This window comes from Kitasatospora sp. NPDC015121, from assembly GCF_055562955.1.
The window spans coordinates 293,323-311,482 of the sequence record NZ_JBVHEH010000002.1; the positions used below are offsets into that span (position 1 = coordinate 293,323).

The 18,160-nt window shown below is 73.0% G+C and carries 12 protein-coding genes; 6 read left to right on the forward strand and 6 right to left on the reverse strand.

Annotated features, from left to right (window positions below):
• Nucleotides 1-93 precede the first annotated feature (93 nt).
• The 3 genes from ACZ3J7_RS03260 to ACZ3J7_RS03270 all read right to left on the reverse strand — a co-directional run bounded on the left by ACZ3J7_RS03260 (nt 94) and on the right by ACZ3J7_RS03270 (nt 6,338).
• On the reverse strand, nt 94-2,523 hold the full coding sequence (locus ACZ3J7_RS03260) for an ArnT family glycosyltransferase (protein ID WP_465616281.1): 2,430 nt from the start codon (nt 2,521-2,523) through the stop codon (nt 94-96).
• 121 nt (nt 2,524-2,644) lie between these two features.
• Nucleotides 2,645-3,796: an alpha/beta hydrolase gene (locus tag ACZ3J7_RS03265; RefSeq protein ID WP_465616283.1), complete on the reverse strand. Its 1,152-nt coding sequence runs from the start codon at nt 3,794-3,796 to the stop codon at nt 2,645-2,647.
• A 208-nt stretch (nt 3,797-4,004) separates the two neighbouring features.
• Complete coding sequence (locus ACZ3J7_RS03270; RefSeq protein ID WP_465616285.1) at nt 4,005-6,338, reverse strand: glycosyl hydrolase family 18 protein; 2,334 nt, start codon at nt 6,336-6,338, stop codon at nt 4,005-4,007.
• 403 nt (nt 6,339-6,741) lie between these two features.
• Here ACZ3J7_RS03270 and nicT point away from each other — a divergent pair, with 403 nt between their 5' ends.
• The 3 genes from nicT (at nt 6,742) to ACZ3J7_RS03285 (ending at nt 12,344) form a co-directional block, all read left to right on the forward strand.
• Nucleotides 6,742-7,833, forward strand: coding sequence for a Nickel transporter NicT (gene nicT, locus ACZ3J7_RS03275; RefSeq protein ID WP_465616287.1), 1,092 nt, complete (start codon nt 6,742-6,744; stop codon nt 7,831-7,833).
• A gap of 273 nt (nt 7,834-8,106) precedes the next feature.
• Nucleotides 8,107-10,536, forward strand: a complete 2,430-nt coding sequence (locus ACZ3J7_RS03280) for an endonuclease/exonuclease/phosphatase family protein (protein ID WP_465616289.1) — start codon at nt 8,107-8,109, stop codon at nt 10,534-10,536.
• A 149-nt stretch (nt 10,537-10,685) separates the two neighbouring features.
• The gene (locus ACZ3J7_RS03285) at nt 10,686-12,344 is read left to right on the forward strand and encodes an FAD-binding dehydrogenase (RefSeq protein ID WP_465616291.1); all 1,659 of its coding nucleotides are present in this window, start codon (nt 10,686-10,688) and stop codon (nt 12,342-12,344) included.
• 70 nt (nt 12,345-12,414) lie between these two features.
• On the opposite strand, the gene ACZ3J7_RS03290 is transcribed toward ACZ3J7_RS03285, so the two are convergent.
• The gene (locus ACZ3J7_RS03290) at nt 12,415-12,915 is read right to left on the reverse strand and encodes a DinB family protein (protein WP_465616293.1); all 501 of its coding nucleotides are present in this window, start codon (nt 12,913-12,915) and stop codon (nt 12,415-12,417) included.
• Between the two features lie 94 nt (nt 12,916-13,009).
• On the opposite strand from ACZ3J7_RS03290, the gene ACZ3J7_RS03295 reads away from it, so the two are divergent.
• The 3 genes from ACZ3J7_RS03295 (at nt 13,010) to ACZ3J7_RS03305 (ending at nt 16,017) form a co-directional block, all read left to right on the forward strand.
• On the forward strand, nt 13,010-13,774 hold the full coding sequence (locus tag ACZ3J7_RS03295; protein ID WP_465616295.1) for an aminotransferase class IV: 765 nt from the start codon (nt 13,010-13,012) through the stop codon (nt 13,772-13,774).
• A gap of 213 nt (nt 13,775-13,987) precedes the next feature.
• The gene (locus ACZ3J7_RS03300) at nt 13,988-15,610 is read left to right on the forward strand and encodes a purple acid phosphatase family protein (protein ID WP_465616296.1); all 1,623 of its coding nucleotides are present in this window, start codon (nt 13,988-13,990) and stop codon (nt 15,608-15,610) included.
• A 74-nt stretch (nt 15,611-15,684) separates the two neighbouring features.
• On the forward strand, nt 15,685-16,017 hold the full coding sequence (locus ACZ3J7_RS03305) for a YnfA family protein (RefSeq protein ID WP_465616298.1): 333 nt from the start codon (nt 15,685-15,687) through the stop codon (nt 16,015-16,017).
• Between the two features lie 11 nt (nt 16,018-16,028).
• Here ACZ3J7_RS03305 and ACZ3J7_RS03310 read toward each other — a convergent pair whose 3' ends face one another.
• Both ACZ3J7_RS03310 and ACZ3J7_RS03315 read right to left on the reverse strand, forming a co-directional pair.
• Entirely contained in the window at nt 16,029-16,559 is a 531-nt protein-coding gene (locus ACZ3J7_RS03310; protein WP_465616300.1) for a hypothetical protein, read from the reverse strand.
• Nucleotides 16,560-16,874: 315 nt separating this feature from the next.
• Nucleotides 16,875-18,086: a pyridoxal phosphate-dependent aminotransferase gene (locus ACZ3J7_RS03315; RefSeq protein ID WP_465616302.1), complete on the reverse strand. Its 1,212-nt coding sequence runs from the start codon at nt 18,084-18,086 to the stop codon at nt 16,875-16,877.
• Nucleotides 18,087-18,160: the final 74 nt, after the last annotated feature.

An 18,160-nucleotide genomic window follows, 5' to 3' on the forward strand; every position in this document is an offset into this window, starting at 1 on the left:
GTTCCGGCCCCGGGGGAGGGGAGCCGGAACGGCCTCGGGTGTTCGCTGGGGCTCCCCGGTGAGCCGCCGGGGGCGCCGACCGGTCGGCCGGGGTCAGCTACCGGACGCGGGCGTCGCGGTGAGGTCGTACATCGTGGTGCTGCCGACCGTCTTGGCGGTGTAGGTGGACGCCACCCAGGAGGCGATCTCCGAGGAGTAGGTGGAGCCGCCCATGCCGCCGCCGCCCATGCCGCCGCCACCGATGAACCAGTGCACCCTGCCCTCGGCGACCAGCTTCTTGAAGCCGTCCAGGGAGAGCGACGGGTCGCTGCCGTTGAAGCCGCCCAGCGCCATCACCGGTTCGCCGCTGGCGAGCTGGTAGCTGGCCTGGTTCTGCGAACCGACCGCGGCCGCGACCCAGGTGTACTCGTCGGCGTCCTGCTTGAGCAGTTCGGCCACCTCGGAGGAGACCTGGGCGCCGTTCAGCAGGCCGCCCATGCCGCCACCGCCGCCCATGCCCCCGAAGCCGCCGCGCCCGTCCCGGCCCTCGCCGGTGCCGGTGCCGGTGTTGGCGCCGCCGCCCGGGAAGCCGGGGAAGGTGCCGTTGCCGTTGCCGTTGGCGGTGCCGCCGCCGGGGAAGGCGGGCATCCCGCCGTTCTGCGAGCCGCCGCCGGCACCGGTGCCCCCGCCGCCGGGGAAGCCCGGGAAGGCGCCGTTCTGGCCGCCGGTCCGACCGCCGCCCCCGCCGGGGAAACCGCCCCCGCCGGGGAAGCCGCCGCGGCCGCCGAAGCCGCCTCGGTCGCCCTGGACGGCGGGCCCGGCCGTGACGATGGAGCCGCTGTGGCCGGTGGAGACGGTGTCGAGGGCGTACGCGGCGGGGCCGGCCAGGCCGGCGGCGAGGGCGGTGAGGCCCGCGACGGTGGCGACCCGGCGGCCGGTGAGGCCCGCGATCCGGGTGGAGAAGAGCAGGGCGAGGGCGGCGAGGATGCCGCCGATCAGCACCGCGTTGCGCAGCCACGGCACGAACTGGGCGCTGCGTCCCAGCAGTTGGTGCGCCCACCAGGCGGTGACCAGGACGGTGACGGCCAGCACGGCGGCGTACGGCAGTCGGTGCCGGGCCCGCCACAGGCCGTCCGCGCCCATGCCGACCAGGGCGGCGACGGCCGGGACGAGGGCCACCGTGTAGTACTGGTGGAAGATGCCGGACATGAAGCTGAAGGTCAGCCCGGTGCAGAGCAGCCAGCCACCCCAGACCAGGAAGGCGGTCCGGGCCGAGTCGGTGCGCGGGTAGCGGCGGGTCGCCCACAGGCCGAGGACCAGCAGGATCAGCGCGGCGGGCACCAGCCAGGCGATCTGCCCGCCGATGTCGCCGTCGAACAGCCGGGTGAGGCCGGTGGAACCCCACATGCCGCCACCGCCACCGCCGCCGCCACCCATCCGTCCGCCGCCACCGCCGCCGACCGAGCCGGTCTCGTCGCCGGTGATCCGGCCGAAGCCGTTGTAGCCGAAGGTCAGAGAGAGGAAGGAGTTGTCCTGCGAGCCGCCGATGTACGGGCGGGCGGAGGCCGGCATCAGTTCGACGACCGCGACCCACCAGCCGCCGGCCACCACCATCGCGACGGTGCCGTACAGCAGCTGCCGGAAGCGGCGGCCCAGGCGGGTCGGCGCGCACACCAGGTAGACCAGGGCGAACGCGGGCAGCACCAGGAAGGCCTGCAGGGTCTTGGCGAGGAACGCCAGGCCGAGCATCACGCCGACGAACACCAGCCAGCGGGTGGACGCCGTCTCGGTGGCCCGGACGACGCCGTACGCGGCCAGCGTGAGCAGCAGCACCAGCAGCGCGTCCGGGTTGTTGAAGCGGAACATCAGCGCCGCGACCGGGGTGAGCGCCAGCGCGGCGCCCGCGACCAGGCCGCCGAGCGCGGAGAAGCGGCGGCGCACCGTCGCGTACACGGCGGCGACCGTGCCGACGCCCATCAGGACCTGCGGGGCGAGCAGGCTGAAGGAGTTCAGGCCGAGGACCCGGGCGGAGAGCGCCATCGGCCACAGCGACAGCGGCGGCTTGTCGACGGTGATGAAGTTCGCCGCGTCCGAGGACCCGAAGAACATCGCCTTCCAGCTGACCGAGCCGGCCTGGACGGCCGCCGAGTAGAAGGCGTTCGCCCAGCCGGAGGCGGTCAGGTTCCAGAAGTACAGGACGGCCGTCGCCAGCAGCAGGCCGAGGAACGCCGGACGCACCCAACGCGGGTCGTCCTCGCGCCCCCGCCAGGTGCGGGCGGGCAGCGTGCGCAGCCGGCCGGGCCAGGAGGCCCGGCCCTTGGGGCCGACGGGCGGCAGCGCGACGGGCGGGAACAGCGTCTCAGCGGGCCGCTCGCCCCCGGCCCCGGCGGGCGGGAGCGGCGTCGCGTCGGGCCACCGGGTGGGCCCGGCCGTGGCGTCGGCCGCGGGGTCGGCCGTGGCGTCGGCCGCGACCGTCGGCGGCGGGTACTTCGCGGCGTCGGGCCACGGCTCGCTGGTCGGGGGAACGGAACTGGACGTGGTCATGGGCAATACGCTCGGAGGCCCGGCTGAGAGCTCGATGAGAGGCGGCTATGAGGCCGCTCTAATCTCCGCGCGGACGGGTGACGTACGCCTCGGCGGCGAGGAGGGGGCGGGTGACGGCCGGTCAGCTCGCGGCCGGACCCGGGGCGGCCGGGGCCGGGGTGGGCGCGGCCAGGCGGCCGCCGAGCCAGGTGAGGGCCGGGGGGATCTCGCGGGTCCAGGTGTGGAAGTTGTGGCCGCCGCTGTCCAGGGTGATGGTGGACAGCCTGGTCGGGGCCTTGAACGCGGCCACCATCTCCTGGGTGGGGCCGTAGTTCTCCTCGTTGCGGCTGGTGGCGAGCAGCAGCGAGACCGGCGGTGCGGGGTGGTTGCGCAGCCGCCAGAGCAGGTCGTTGTCCTGCTTGACCTGGTCGCTGCCGCCGAACAGGTCGCCGGTGGTGGGGTCGTTGTGCACCTCGTAGTAGCCGGACAGCGCGATCGCCGACCGGTACGAATCGGGCTTGCGCAGCGCGAACTTGACGGCGCAGTAGCCGCCGGTGGAGTCGCCGATCACGGCCCGCGACTCGGGCCGGTCGTCGACCCGGTAGGAGGCGGACATCGCCTTCGGCAGGTCCTCGGTGAAGAAGGTCTCCACCTGCGGGCCGTTCGGGACGTCCATGCACTCGGTGTCGCGGTTGCCGACCAGGGTGGGCCGCATCATCACCAGCACGGTGGGCGGCATCTCCCCGGCCTCGACGGCCTTCAGGGTGGACACCGGGTACTGCAGCAGCGAGATCAGCTTCTCCGGGGTGCCCGGGTAGCCGGACAGCGCGAGCAGCATCGGGAAGCGGGTGTTCGCGTACGCGGGCTGGAAGTACTGCGGCGGCAGGTAGACGTACGCGGGGGTGCCGGTCAGTCCGGAGCCGGCGCCGTGGATCTCCACCTTCTGGATCAGCCCGGAGCGGTCCTGGGCGGAGCCCTGTGCCGAGTACATCTTCTGCTCGCCGGTCACCGCGACGGCCTTGCCGCCGGGCTGGTGGTCGACCACGGTGCCGGGGCTGCCGTCCAGGCCGAGCAGGTCGCTCCAGGTCGAGTAGAAGCCGAAGTACGAGTTGGCGATCAGCCCCATCGCGGCCAGCACGGCGACCTGCGTCCCGAAGAACGCCCCGAGCCGGCCGAGCCAGGACCGCCAGCTCCGCCCGCCGAGCCGGGGCCACAGCCACATGGTGGCGGCGAACGCGGCGACGGCCACCAGGGTGGCGATGATCTGGAGCGGGAGTCCGGTCAGGCTTGGCACCCGATGATCGTAAGGTACGTCTTCACCAAGCTCACAGCGGGCTCCCAGCCGGTTCACGGTTTGGCCGGCCGCTCCCCGCGGGCACCCCGCCGAGCTGCGGCGGAGCCCCGCCGGTGCTCCCAGGCGGGGTCCGGCGGCCACGGGGAACGGCGGCGGCCCGCCGCACCCATGGGGAAGGTGCGGCGGGCCGCCGGTCGGTGACGGTGCGTCAGCCGAGGCTGTTGTAGATGGTGTTCAGCAGGGTCGAGCTGTCGTCGTCGTTCTCCAGGGCGAAGGCGAACATGCCGCCCAGGCCCTTGTTCTTGGCGTACGCGGCGCGCGCCTGGATGGCCTTCGGGTCGTCACCGGTCCAGAAGTTGGTGCCGTCGTAGACCCAGGTGCTCTCGGTCACCGGGTCCCAGTGGGTGTTCTGGGCGGTGAGGGTGAGCTCGCGCCAGCTGGCCAGGCCGGCCTCCTGGCTGCCCGGCTTGGCCGGGGTGGCGCCGGTGGCCTTCTGGTACAGGCCGTAGTTGGTGCCGGCCTGGACGCCGGTCCAGCCGCGGAAGTAGAACGGGATGCCGAGGATGATCTTGTTGGACGGGAAGCCGCCCTTGATCCCGTACTCCGGCAGGCCGGTGGTGTACGCGGCCAGCGTGGTGTCCACGTTGTACTTGGCGGTGCCGGGAGCGATCGGGGTGGTCGGGTCGGCCGGGCTGTCGTGCAGCGGGTCCTGCAGGTTGGTCGGGCCGGTCGCGTCCCACGAGCCGTGCATGTCGTAGGTCATGACGTCGGCGTAGTCCAGGTACGCGCCGATCTTGTCGGTCTCGATGTACTGGATCTTGTCCTGGCCGGACGGCAGGGCCGCGGTCAGCAGGAACTTCTTGCCGAGGCTCGCGCCGTACGAGTCGAGCTGGCTGCGGAACTCGGCGAGCAGCGCGGTGAAGTTCTGCTTGTCGGCCGCCGAGTAGTGGTTGCCGGTGTGGCCGCCGGCCGAGCCCGGGTACTCCCAGTCGATGTCGATGCCGTCGAAGATGCCCGCGGCGCTGGCCGCGCCGCCCGAGGCGTCGCCCGCGACACCGGTCGGCAGGTTGCCCTTGAGGAACATGTCGATGCAGGACGAGACCAGCTTCTTGCGCGAGGCGTCGGTGGCCGCCGCGTCGGAGAAGTACTTGGAGTACGTCCAGCCGCCCAGCGAGAGGGTGATCCGCAGGTTCGGGTTCTTCGCCTTGAGCTGGCGCAGCTGGTTGAAGTTGCCCTTCAGCGGCTGCTGCCAGTCGTCCGCGGAGCCGTCGACCGAGATGGCGTTCGAGAAGTCCATCTGGTAGTCGGCGTACGCGTCGGCCGCGCCGTCGCCCGCGTTCGGGTTGTCCTCGTGGCTGGCGTCGGAGGCCTTGACCGCCTCGAAGCAGTTGAGGTTGGTCGGGTGGATGTTCTCGAACGCGTACGAGATCACGTCCAGCTTGGCGCCGGCGCCCGAGGTGTCCACGTTCTTCGGGTAGTAGGCGGCGTCGTACACCGACCACTGGTCGAAGTAGGCCGACTTGAGCGGCTTGGCGGTGGCGGGCGCGGCGGCGGTGGAGGTGGTCACCGCGGCGGACTGCTGCGAGGCGTGCCCGGCCTTGTCGTACGCCTGCACGGTGAAGGTGTACGAGGTGTTCGGCAGCAGCGAGGAGATCGCGATGCCGGTGCCCATCGAGGTGCCGACCAGCTGGCCCTTCGACCAGACCTTGTAGCCGACGTAGTTGTCGGTCGAGTCGGTCGACGCGTTCCACTTCAGCACCACCGCGTTGGCGGTGGTCCGGGTGACCGCGACCCCGCCCGGGACGGTGATCTTGCCGTCGCCGGCCGGGCCGTTGCCGGTGCCCGAGCTGGAGCTGGGGCTGGTCGACGGCGACGCGGAGGTCGAGGTGGACGGGCTGGCGGAGGTCGAGTTCGACGGGCTCGGCGAGGCCGAGGCGGACGGGCTGGACGAGGCGCTCTGCGAGGCGCTCGCGGAGGCGGTCGGGGTGGTGGTGCCCGTCCCGGGGCCGGACAGCACCAGGTCGTCCGCCTGGTACGCGCCGGTGCCGTACCAGCCGTGGGTGAACACCGTCACCGAGGTGGTGGACGCGCCCGTGGTGAAGGTGGTGCTCAGCTGGGTGTAGTTGGTGGCGCCCGGCGTCCAGGTGGACGCGTTCACGCCGGTGCCGGTGGCACCGAGGTACACGTAGCTGCCCTTGAGGAAGCCGGACAGCGTGTACTTGGTGTTCGGCTGGACGGCGACGACCTGCTGGCACTGGCCGGTGTCCGCGGCGGTGGCGTTGCCGTTCAGCGCGTAGGACCCGCCGTGCACGGGGGTGCCGACCACCGAACCGTTGGTGCAGGTCCAGCCGTTCAGCGCGCCGGCTTCGAAGTCGCCGTTGGCCAGCAGGTTGACGGTGGCCGCCGAGGCGGTGCCGAGCGAGAGCGCGAGGGCCGTGGAGCCGACGGTCATCGCGGCGGCCACCACGAGGGCGCCGGCCCGGCGTCGGGACGGAGCCCGGCGCGGAGTCGACTCGGGTGCGGGCGTGGCCCGTTCAAGCATGGGGGAACCTCCGGAGAAGTGGGGTTGTCCGGTAGGTGCGGTGTCCGTGGGGACCAGGTGGGAGCCTGCGCGCTTGGGGTGAGCGCGTCACCTAGATTGGACTGGACCATTCGGTGCGGTCAAGGATTTCGGCCCACGAACCGTCAGGAAGCTTTCCGAACAGTCACCCCGGAGCGCCCCGCCGGCCCGGCGCGCGCACGGCGGGCACGCCGATGAGCACGGCGGGCACGCCGGTGAGCACGCCGGACGGGTGCGTGCGCCCGTCGTGCGGACGGCCGCGCCCGTCGTACGCCCCTGGCTCGTAGTTGCACATAACTTGCAATTGCATGCATACAAGCGGAAGGATGGCCCGGCTCGGCACCCCGCGCCACCGCCCCGCACCACCACCCCGGAGGGAACTTCCATGGCAGCCCCCAGCCGTCTGCGTGACCGGCTCACCCGGGAGGAGTGGATCCGGCTCGCCGGGATGGGCGGGTTCGTCCTGCTCCTGCACGTGGTGGGGTGGGTGACCCTGCTCGCGGTGATCGCGCCGCAGCACTACGACGTCGGCGGGCAGGTGTTCGGTGCCGGGATGGGCCTGACGGCGTACACGCTGGGGATGCGGCACGCGTTCGACGCCGACCACATCGCGGCGATCGACAACACCACCCGGAAGCTGATGGGGCAGGGCAAGCGCCCGCTGTCGGTGGGGTTCTGGTTCTCGCTCGGCCACTCGTCGATCGTGTTCGGGCTGTGCGCGCTGCTGGCGTTCGGCATCCGGTCGCTGGCGGGGCAGGTGGAGGCGGACGACTCGACGCTGCACCAGACCACCGGCCTGATCGGGGTCAGCGTCTCGGGCACCTTCCTGGTGCTGATCGGGCTGATCAACCTGGGCGCGTTCAACGGCATCCTGAAGGTGTTCCGGCGGATGCGCCGGGGTGACTTCGACGAGGCCGAGCTGGAGCGCCAGCTGGACCGGCGCGGCTTCCTGAACCGGATCCTGGGCCGGGTCACCCGGGCGGTCACCAAGCCGTGGCACATGTACCCGGTGGGGCTGCTCTTCGGCCTCGGCTTCGACACCGCGACGGAGGTCTCGCTGCTGGTGCTGGCGGGCGGCGCGGCCGCGTTCTCGCTGCCCTGGTACGCGCTGCTGGTGCTGCCGATCCTGTTCGCGGCCGGCATGAGCCTGCTGGACACCATCGACGGCTCGTTCATGAACTTCGCCTACGAGTGGGCGTTCTCGAAGCCGATCCGGAAGATCTACTACAACCTGACGGTGACCGGCCTGTCGGTGATCGTGGCGCTGGTGATCGGCGTGATCGAGCTGGTCGGCCTGCTCTCCGAGAAGCTGGAGATCACCGGCGGCCCGATCGGCTGGATCGGCTCGCTCGACCTGAACCTGGTGGGCTACGTGATCGTCGGCCTGTTCGTGGTGACCTGGGCCGGGGCGATGGCGTTCTGGAAGTTCGGCCGGGTCGAGCAGAAGTGGGGCGCGGGCCTGCGCGAGCAGGCGTAGCGGCCGGGCGGGGGAGGACGAGGGGCATCCCGCCGGGGGGTGCCCCTCTCGGCGTGCCGGGACGCGCGTCGGGAAGAGTTCACGTCGGCACCCTTGTCGCGTCAACTTCTACGCGCGTATCTTCTGGACTTGGATCTACGCGAGTAGCCCGCCAGGACCGCCCGGACGCCCGGACCGGCCCCGGCAGCCAGCCTTCTGACGAACCCTCGACTCCACCCGGGGCGCCCGCGCGGCCCCCGGGCTTCGGTCCTGCCACGAAGGAGCCCCGCAACGGTGCCCAGCCCCACCCCCGCCCGCCGCTCCCGCCGCACGCTGCTGCGCGTCACCGCGACGGCCGCGGTCGCCGCGTCCCTGCTGGCCGTCCCGCTGCCGGGCGCGTTCGCCGCACCGTCCACCGGCGTGGTGATCGCCGAGGTGTACGGCGGCGGCGGCAACTCCGGCGCGACGCTGAAGAACGACTTCATCGAGCTGGGCAACCCGTCCGGCGCGGCCTTCGGCCTGTCCGGCTACAGCGTGCAGTACCTGCCGGGCAGCCCCGGCGCCTCCAGCCAGTGGGGCGTCACCGCGCTGAGCGGGTCGGTCGCCCCCGGCGGGCGCTACCTGGTCGCGGAGGGCGCGGGCGCGGGCGGCACCGTCGCGCTGCCGGCCGCCGACGCGAGCGGCAACCTGGCGCTGTCGGCGACCAGCGGCACCGTCGCGCTGGTGAACGGCACCGCCGCGCTGACCTGCAAGACCGCCGCGGACTGCGCCGCCGACCCGCGGATCGTCGACCTGGTGGGCTTCGGCACCGCCGTGGTGCGCGAGGGCGGCCCGATAGCCGGGGCGTCCAACAGTGCCTCGGTGGCGCGCGGCGCCGCGCTCGCCGACACCGACGACAACGCCAGGGACTTCACGGCCGGCGACCCGACGCCGACCAACACCAGGGGCGAGACCGCGGGCGGCGGCTCCACCACCCCGCCGACCACCCCGCCGGTCCCCGGCGACCTGCGGATCCACGACGTCCAGGGCACCACCCGGGTCTCGCCGAAGAACGGCCAGACCGTCACCAACGTGCCCGGCGTGGTCACCGGCGTCCGCGGGTACGGCACCAAGGGCTTCTGGATCCAGGACCCGAACCCGGACGCGGACCCGGCCACCAGCGAGGGCCTGTTCGTCTACACCTCCGCCGCCCCGACCGTGAAGGTCGGCGACTCGGTGCTGGTCACCGGCAAGGTCAGCGAGTACTACCCGAACAGCTCGGGCGGCTCGCAGTCGATCACCGAGCTGACCGGCCCGAAGACCACCGTGCTGTCCTCCGGCAACCCGGTGCCCGCGCCGGTCGTGCTGGACGCCGCGAACATCCCGGCCGCCTACGCCCCCGACGCCGGCGGCGGCTCGATCGACGGGCTGCCGCTGGACCCGGCGAAGTACGCCCTCGACTTCTACGAGTCGCTGGAGGGCACGAACGTCCAGGTCGCCGACGTGCCGGTGGTGCAGGCCACCGACAAGTACAACGAGCTGTGGGTGGACGCCGTCGCCACCGACCCGCGCACCGCCCGCGGCGGCGTGGTCTACCTCGGCTACGACCGGCCGAACAACGGCCGGATCATGGTCCAGTCGCTGCCGCCGCTGACCGAGGTGCCGTTCCCGGTCGCCGACGTCGGCGACCGGCTGACCGGCGCCACCGCCGGCCCGCTCGACTACAACCAGTTCGGCGGCTACACCATCGCCGCCAACACCCTCGGCACGGTCCAGGACAACGGGCTCGCGCCCGAGGTCGCCGAGCCGGGCAAGAAGAACGAACTGACCATCGGCACCTACAACGTCGAGAACCTCGACCCGGGCGACGGCCCGGAGAAGTTCGCCCAGCTCGCCAGGGGCGTCGTCACCAACCTCGGCTCGCCCGACATCGTCGCCCTGGAGGAGATCCAGGACGACAACGGCGCCGTCAACGACGGCACGGTAGGCGCCGCCGCCACCGTCGGGACCTTCATCGAGGCGATCAAGGCGGCCGGCGGCCCCGCGTACGACTGGCGCTCGATCGACCCGGAGGACGGCAAGGACGGCGGCGAGCCCGGCGGCAACATCCGCCAGGTGTTCCTGTTCGACCCGGCCCGGGTCTCCTTCACCGACATCCCCGGCGGGAGCGCCACCACCGCCGTCGACGTCACCGGCAAGAACCACAAGGCCCGCCTGACCGCCTCGCCCGGCCGGATCGACCCCGGCAACGAGGCCTGGGCCTCCAGCCGCAAGCCGCTGGTCGGCCAGTTCGAGTTCAAGGGCAAGCCGGTCTTCGTGATCGCCAACCACTTCAACAGCAAGGGCGGCGACCAGGGCATCGACAGCCGCTTCCAGGCCCCCACCCGCTCCTCCGAGGTGCAGCGGGTCAAGCAGGCCACCGTCGAGCAGGCGTTCGTCGCCAAGCTGCTGGCGGCCGACCCGAAGGCCCGGATCGTCTCGCTCGGCGACTTCAACGACTACCAGTTCTCGCCCGCGCTGCAGACCCTGACCAAGGACGGCGTGCTGCGCGACCTGGTGAACGAGCTGCCCGAGAACGAGCGCTACTCGTACGTCTACCAGGGCAACTCGCAGGTGCTCGACCACATCCTGGTCAGCCCCGGGCTCAAGCCCGAGAAGACCCACTACGACGTGGTGCACATCAACAGCGAGTTCGCCGCCCAGGCCTCCGACCACGACCCGCAGGTGGTCCGGATCAAGCCCTGACGGCCCCCGCGCCCGGCAGCCCCCGTCCGTCCCGGCGGGGGCTGCCGCCGTTCCCGGGGCGTTTCGAAGTTACCCGCGGGTTGACCCGGAGACGCGCAGGCCGGAGGATCGGGGCACCCCCCGAGCCAGGTCTGGAAGGACGCCCCCGCATGGCCTACGACGCCGACGTCATCGTGATCGGAGCGGGCCTCGCCGGCCTGGCCGCCACCGCCGAACTCGCCGACGCCGGACGGAAGGTGCTGCTGCTCGACCAGGAGCCGGCCGGCTCGCTCGGCGGCCAGGCGCACTGGTCCTTCGGCGGCCTGTTCCTGGTCGACTCGCCCGAGCAGCGCCGGATGCGGATCAAGGACTCCCGCGACCTCGCCTGGCAGGACTGGCTCGGCACCGCCGGCTTCGACCGGGACGAGGACGCCTGGGCGCGCCGCTGGGCCGAGGCGTACGTCGACTTCGCGGCGGGCGAGAAGCGCGCCTGGCTGCACGGGCAGGGCGTCCGGCTGTTCCCGGTGGTCGGCTGGGCCGAACGCGGCGGGCTGCTGGCCTCCGGGCCCGGCAACTCCGTCCCGCGCTTCCACATCACCTGGGGCACCGGCCCCGGCCTCGTCGAACCGTTCGCCCGCCGGGTCCGCGAGGCCGTCCGGGCCGGCCGGGTCGAACTGCGCTTCCGGCACCGGGTCACCGGCCTCACCGCCAGCGCCGGCCTCCTGGACACCGTCAGCGGCGAACTGCTCGCCCCGTCCGCCGTGCAGCGCGGCGAGGCCAGCTCCCGCGAGGTCGCCGGACGCTTCGAGCTGCGCGCCCAGGCCGTGGTGGTCGCCTCCGGCGGCATCGGCGGCAACCACGACAAGGTCCGCGCCGCCTGGCCGGAACGGCTCGGCACCCCGCCCGCCAAGCTGCTCTCCGGCGTCCCCGCGCACGTCGACGGCCTGATGCTGGACGTCGCGGGCGCGGCCGGCGGCCACCTGGTCAACGGCGACCGGATGTGGCACTACACCGAGGGCATCGAGAACTGGAACCCGATCTGGGCCCGGCACGGCATCCGGATCCTCCCCGGCCCGTCCTCGCTCTGGCTCGACGCCACCGGGAAGCGCCTGCCCGTCCCGCTGTTCCCCGGCTTCGACACCCTCGGCACCCTTGAGCACATCATGCGCACCGGCCACCAGCACACCTGGTTCGTGCTCACCCAGAAGATCATCGAGAAGGAGTTCGCGCTCTCCGGCTCCGAGCAGAACCCCGACCTCACCGGCCGCTCGGTCCGCCAGGTGCTCGGCCGCGCCCTGCCCGGCGCCACCGGCCCGGTCGAGGCCTTCAAGCGGCACGGACCGGACTTCGTGGTCGCCGACACCCTGGAGGAGCTGGTGCGCGGCATGAACGAGCGGCAGGGCGACGCGCCCGCGATCGACGGCGCCGAACTGCGCCGCGAGATCGAGGCCCGGGACCGCGAGATCGCCAACCCGTTCAGCAAGGACCTCCAGGTCACCGCCGTCCACGGGGCCCGGCGCTACCTCGGCGACAAGCTGATCCGCACCGCCGCCCCGCACCGGCTGCTCGACCCGAAGGCCGGCCCGCTGATCGCCGTCCGGCTCAACATCCTCACCCGCAAGTCGCTCGGCGGCCTGCAGACCGACCTCGACTCCCGGGTCCTGCGCGCCGACGGCACGCCCCTGGACGGCCTCTACGCGGCCGGCGAGGCGGCCGGCTTCGGCGGCGGCGGCGTCCACGGCTACCGCTCGCTGGAGGGCACCTTCCTGGGCGGCTGCCTGTTCTCCGGCCGCACGGCCGGCCGGGCGGCGGCGGCCGCCACGGCGTAGCCGCCCGCGGCGCCGGGCAGCCACCCGCGGCCGGGCAGCCACCCGCGGCCGCCCGCCGCCGGACGGGTCGTCAGCGGCCGGTGGTGCCGTCGAGCTGCTCGCGCAGGATGTCGGCGTGGCCGGCGTGCCGGGCGGTCTCGCCGGTCATGTGGGCGAGCACCCAGCGCAGCGAGCGAGGCTCCGGGCCCACCGGGGTGGCGGTCGGGGCGTCCGGGTCGCCGGTGGCGCGGACGATCGCGTCGCTGTCCGCGCAGGCCTCCCGGTAGGCGGCCAGCACCTGTTCGGCGGTCAGCTCCACGGGCACCGCCATGCCGAAGTCCACGTCCCGGTACTCGGTCCGGCCCGCGACGTGGTACCCGAACCAGTACCGTTCGCCGTCCGTCAGGTGCCGCACCAGGCCCAGCAGGTTCGTCCCGGTCGGCACCAGGACGCGGCGCAGCTGCTCCTCGGTCAGCCCCTCGGTCTTCTTCCGCACGGACTCCCGGGCGAAGCCCAGGAAGGCGAGCGCGGTGTCGAGTTCGCCCCCGTCGGCGAACGGGACGGGACGGCGCTGGCTCTCGATCTTCGTCATCCCGCGAACCTAACCCGCCCCCGGCCGGGAGGCACGCGATTTCCGGACGACCCCCGGCCTCCCCGAAGATGGGGGCGTGGACGGAGGAGGCGCGGTGGCGGAGTTGGACGGGCGGCCGGTGACGGCGGCGCAGCTGCAGGTGCTGGCGCTGACGAACTACGGGCACTTCACCACCATGCTGGTGGAGGACGGCCGGGTGCGCGGCCTCGGGCTGCACCTGGAGCGGCTGGAACGGGACTGCGCGGCGCTGTTCGGCGTCCGCCCGGACCGGGAGCGGGTGCGCGAGTTCGCCCGCCGGGCCGCCCCGGCGGCCGGGACGGTCGCGGTGCGGGTGACGCTCTTCGACCCGGCGATCGACCTGGGCAGCATCGGCGGGAAGGCCGAACCCCGGGTGCTGGTGACGGCCCGCCCGGTGGGCGGCGGAGCGCCCGGGCCGCTGCGGGTCCGCACCGCGCGCTTCGAACGGGAGCTGCCGGAGGTGAAGAGCGTCGCCCTGTTCGGGGCGCTGCGCCAGCGCCGACTGGCCCAGCAGGACGGCTACGACGACGCGCTGTTCGTCGACCGGGACGGCGGCGTCACCGAGGGCGGCACCTGGAACGTCGGCTTCCTGCGCGGCGGCGAGCCGCTCTGGCCGCGCGGCGCCTACCTGGCCGGGACGGCGATGGCGCTGCTGCGCGGGGCGTGCGGCGGCGCCGAGGAGCGGGTGGGCCCCGAACTGGCGGGCGTCGACGCGGTGTTCGCGACCAACGCGGCCGTCGGGGTGCGCCCGGTGGCGGCGGTGGACGGGCGTCCGTACGACACGGCGGGGGTGGCCCGGCTGCGCGCGGCGTACCTGGCGGTACCGGGCGAACGGCTGTAGACCCGCCGCGTGCGGTCCTGCGGTCCTGCGGTGGTCCTGCGGTCCGGTGGTCCCGCAGGCCCGCCGGGCGGGCTCCCGTCGGGCGGGCTCCCGGCCCGCTGACCTGGCTTTACCATCCCATGGTCGGAACATGTGCTCGGCCAGACCGGTGCGATGACGGTCGTTCACCGACCATCCGGACGGCGGCCACCGGCCGCTGACAGTCTCCCGCGCATGGATATCCCCAACATGGGCGTGCCCGCCGCCCTCGCCGCCCGGATGAGCATGGCCGAGCAGCACGCGTACCTGCGCGGCAGGCTCTCCCGCCGCACCCTGCTGCGCTCCAGCGCGGTCACCGTCGGCGCGCTCGCCGTCGGCGGGGCGCTGGGCTCCGGCACCGCGTTCGCCGACCCGGCCGTGAAGACCGCCGACCCCGCCGACGGGGTGACCGGCTCGCTGGTCGCCCCGGTCGGCCGCCACCTGCAGTTCGGCGCCGACGCCGCCACCCAGATGCGGGTGTCCTGGCAGGTGCCGGCCGCCGTGAAGAAGCCGTTCCTGCGCTTCGGCCGCCACCCCTGGGAGCTGAGCCACAAGATCGAGGCCGAGGTGCGCGCCCTGCACACCCCCGCCCTCACCCCGACCGGCACCCCGGTCGACCAGTACTACCTGCACGTCGAACTCGACCACCTGCAGCCGGGCACCACCTACTACTACGGCGTCGGCCACGAGGGCTTCGACCCCGCCTCGCACCAGGCGGTCTCCACCCTCCGGACCTTCACCACCGCGCCGTCCCGCCACGGCCGCCACAACCGCCCGTTCGAGCCGTTCACCTTCACCGCCTTCGGCGACCAGGGCGTCTCCGCGCACGCGGCCGGCAACGACAACGTCATCCTGGCCCAGCACCCGGTGTTCCACCTGCACGCCGGCGACATCTGCTACGCCGACCCGATGGGCCAGGGCCTGGACGGCGACAGGTCCGCCTACAACGCGCTGACCTGGGACGCCTTCCTCGCCCAGACCGAGCCGGTCGCCGCCGGGATCCCCTGGATGGTCTCCTACGGCAACCACGACATGGAGGCCTGGTACTCGCCCAACGGCTACGGCGGCGACGACGCCCGCTTCACCCTCCCGACCAACGGCCCGGACCCGCGCAAGGCCCCCGGCGTCTACGCCTTCAGCTACGGCAACGTCGGCGTGATCTCGCTGGACGCCAACGACGTCTCGTACGAGATCCCGGTCAACTTCGGCCACACCAACGGCCGGCAGACCCAGTGGCTGGAGCGCAAGCTGCGCGAGCTGCGGGCGGACGAGTCGATCGACTTCGTCGTCGTCTTCTTCCACCACTGCGCCTTCTCCACCACCCACCAGCACGCCTCCGAGGGCGGCGTCCGCGAGGCCTGGGTCCCGCTGTTCGAGAAGTACCGGGTCGACCTGGTCGTCAACGGCCACAACCACGTGTACGAGCGCACCGACGCGATCCTCGGCGACAAGGTCAACAAGGCCGTCCCCAGCGGCGCCACCGTCGACCCGGTCAAGGACGGCGTCGTCTACGTCACCGCCGGCGCGGCCGGCCGCAGCCTGTACTCCTTCGACGCCCCCGACACCTACGAGGGCCACGAGAACCACCAGGACGAGGTGGTCACCTACCACTTCGAGAAGGGCGCCGTGAAGGTCCCCGAGACCGTCGCCTGGTCCCGGGTCCGCTACACCGGCTACTCCTTCATCAAGGTCGACGTCACCCCCGCCCACCCCGGCGCCACCACCACCATGCAGGTCACCGCCCTCGCCGAGAACGGCACCCGGATCGACCACTACGCGATCACCCGCCGCGCCGGCCGCACCGAACACGGCCACTGACCGACCGGCGGCGGGACGCCCGCCCCGGATCCGGTGCTGTCGGGTCCGGGGCGGGCGCCGTCTAGGGTGGGGCGGTGAGCACCGCCCGTTCGATCCTGCTGTTCGTGTTGGCCGCCGTCCTGGAGATCGGGGGCTGCTGGCTGGTCTGGCAGTCCGTGCGCGAGGCCCGGCCGTGGTGGCTGGCCGGGGTGGGGGTGCTCGCGCTCGGGTTGTACGGCTTCGTGGCGGCGGCGCAGCCGGACGCGGACTTCGGGCGGGTGCTGGCCGCGTACGGCGGGGTGTTCGTGGCCGGGTCGCTGGTGTGGGGGGTGGTGCTGGACGGGTTCCGGCCCACCCGGTGGGACGTGGTCGGGGTGCTGGTCTGCCTGGTCGGCGTCGGCGTGATCATGTACGGGCCGCGCCGGTAGGCGGGCCGGGGTCAGGAGGCGACCCAGCGCCAGCCGTTCTTGTCCTCGCAGACGATGACCCGGCCGGAGGCGTCGGTGCCCGAGACGCCGTGGTCGGAGGTGCGGCAGAACTGGCCCGCCTTGTAGCAGTTGCCCGCGTTGGACAGCGGGTGGCAGCTCGCCGCCTGCTGGGTGCGCGTCGGGGTCGGGGCGGGGGTCGGCGGCTTGCTGGTGGTGCGGGCGACGGTGGGGACGGCGGTGGGGGTGGCCGCGGCCTTCGGGGGCGGGGTGCTCGCCGCGGGAGTGGGAGTGGGAGTGGGGGCGGGCGGGGGAGTGGGCGTGGGCGTCGGGGTGGGCGTCGGGCTCGGGGTCGGCGTCGGGGTGGGCGTCGGGGTGGGCGTCGGCGTCGGGCTGGGGGTGGGTGCGGCGGGTGCGCTGCTGCTGTGCGCGGCGGGGGTGGCGGGGGCGACCGGGTCGGTGGGCTCGCAGGCGGTGGCGAACAGGGCGGCGGCCAGCAGCGCGCCGGCGGCGGAGGCCCGGCGCAGGCGGAGGGAGAGGGACAAGGGGGCTCTTCTCGGGGGAGTGGCTCGGGACGAGGCGCCATCCTTCCGAGTGTGTGTGACCGGTGGAGTTCGAGTGACGGGTTCGTTACCGATCGGCAATCGGAGCGCCGCGCAACACCCCTTCGACGCGGGCCCGGACGTGCCGGCCCGGGTCCGCGCGCGGCCCGGCCGCCGGCTCCAGCGCCTCCGGAGTGCCCAGCGACGCAAGCGACTTGACGGCCGGTGCGCGGACCCGGGCATCCTTCTCCCGGGTGGTGGGGCGGCGCACCGGACCCCCTCAGCGGCGAGCCCCGCCGGCCCGCCGGCCCGCTCCGCCTACTGCCGGTAGGTGGCCAGGAAGCGGCCGATCCGGCTGATCGCGGTCTCCAGTTCGTCGGCGCGCGGCAGGGTGACGAAGCGGAAGTGGTCCGGGCGGGGCCAGTTGAAGCCGGTGCCCTGGACGATGTGGATCTTCTCGCGGAGCAGCAGGTCCAGGACGAAGCGCTCGTCGTCGACGATCCGGTGCACGGCCGGGTCGAGCTTGGCGAAGGCGTACAGCGCGCCGCGCGGTTTGACGCAGGAGACGCCGGGGATCTCGTTCAGCGCCCGCCAGGTGACGTCACGCTGCTCGGTGAGCCGGCCGGTGGGCAGCACCAGGTCGTTGATCGACTGCCGGCCGCCGAGCGCGGCCTGCACGGCGTACTGGGCGGGCACGTTGGGGCACAGCCGCATCGCGGCCAGCATGGTGAGGCCCTCCAGGTAGTCCTTGGCGTGCTCCTTGGGGCCGGAGACCGCGAGCCAGCCGCTGCGGAAGCCGGCCACCCGGTACGCCTTGGACAGGCCGTTGAAGGTGAGGGTGACCACGTCGTCGGAGAGCGCGGCGAGGCAGTGGTGCTCGACGCCGTCGTAGAGGATCTTGTCGTAGATCTCGTCGGCGAAGACCAGCAGGTGGTGGCGGCGGGCCAGGTCGAGGATGCCCTCCAGCAGCTCCTTCGGGTAGACCGCGCCGGTCGGGTTGTTCGGGTTGATCACCACGATCGCCTTGGTGCGGTGGGTGATCTTGGCGGCGATGTCGTCCAGGTCCGGGTACCAGTCGGACTCCTCGTCGCACAGGTAGTGCACCGCCTTGCCGCCCGCGAACCGCACCACGGCCGTCCACAGCGGGTAGTCCGGCATCGGGACGAGCACCTCGTCGCCGTCGTCGATCAGCGCCTGCACGGCCATCTGGATCAGCTCGGACACGCCGTTGCCCAGGTACACGTCGTCCACGCCGACGCCCGTGACGCCGCGCTGCTGGTAGTACTGCACGACGGCGCGCCGGGCGGGGAGGATGCCGCGCGAGTCGGAGTAGCCGTGCGCGTTGCTGAGGTTGCGGATGATGTCCTGGACGATCTCCTCGGGCGCCTCGAAGCCGAACGGGGCCGGGTTGCCGGTGTTCAGCCGCAGCACGCTGTGGCCGGCCTCCTCCAGGGCGTTGGCGGTGTCGACGACCGGGCCACGGATCTCGTAGCACACGTCCTTCAGCTTGCTGGACTGGCGAAACTCCATCAGCGGCCTCCCGACCCGTCACCGAGCCCCTGCGGCCGGCTTGCTTCGTTCTACCAAGTAAGGACTTGGAAAGT

Bases quoted from the DNA above. Each gene is read 5' to 3' on its own strand.
- ACZ3J7_RS03260 (WP_465616281.1), bottom strand. From the start codon at position 2,523: ATGACCACGTCCAGTTCCGTTCCCCCGACCAGCGAGCCGTGGCCCGAC.
- ACZ3J7_RS03270 (WP_465616285.1), bottom strand. From the start codon at position 6,338: ATGCTTGAACGGGCCACGCCCGCACCCGAGTCGACTCCGCGCCGGGCT.
- nicT (WP_465616287.1), top strand. From the start codon at position 6,742: ATGGCAGCCCCCAGCCGTCTGCGTGACCGGCTCACCCGGGAGGAGTGG.
- ACZ3J7_RS03285 (WP_465616291.1), top strand. From the start codon at position 10,686: ATGGCCTACGACGCCGACGTCATCGTGATCGGAGCGGGCCTCGCCGGC.
- ACZ3J7_RS03290 (WP_465616293.1), bottom strand. From the start codon at position 12,915: ATGACGAAGATCGAGAGCCAGCGCCGTCCCGTCCCGTTCGCCGACGGG.
- ACZ3J7_RS03300 (WP_465616296.1), top strand. From the start codon at position 13,988: ATGGATATCCCCAACATGGGCGTGCCCGCCGCCCTCGCCGCCCGGATG.
- ACZ3J7_RS03315 (WP_465616302.1), bottom strand. From the start codon at position 18,086: ATGGAGTTTCGCCAGTCCAGCAAGCTGAAGGACGTGTGCTACGAGATC.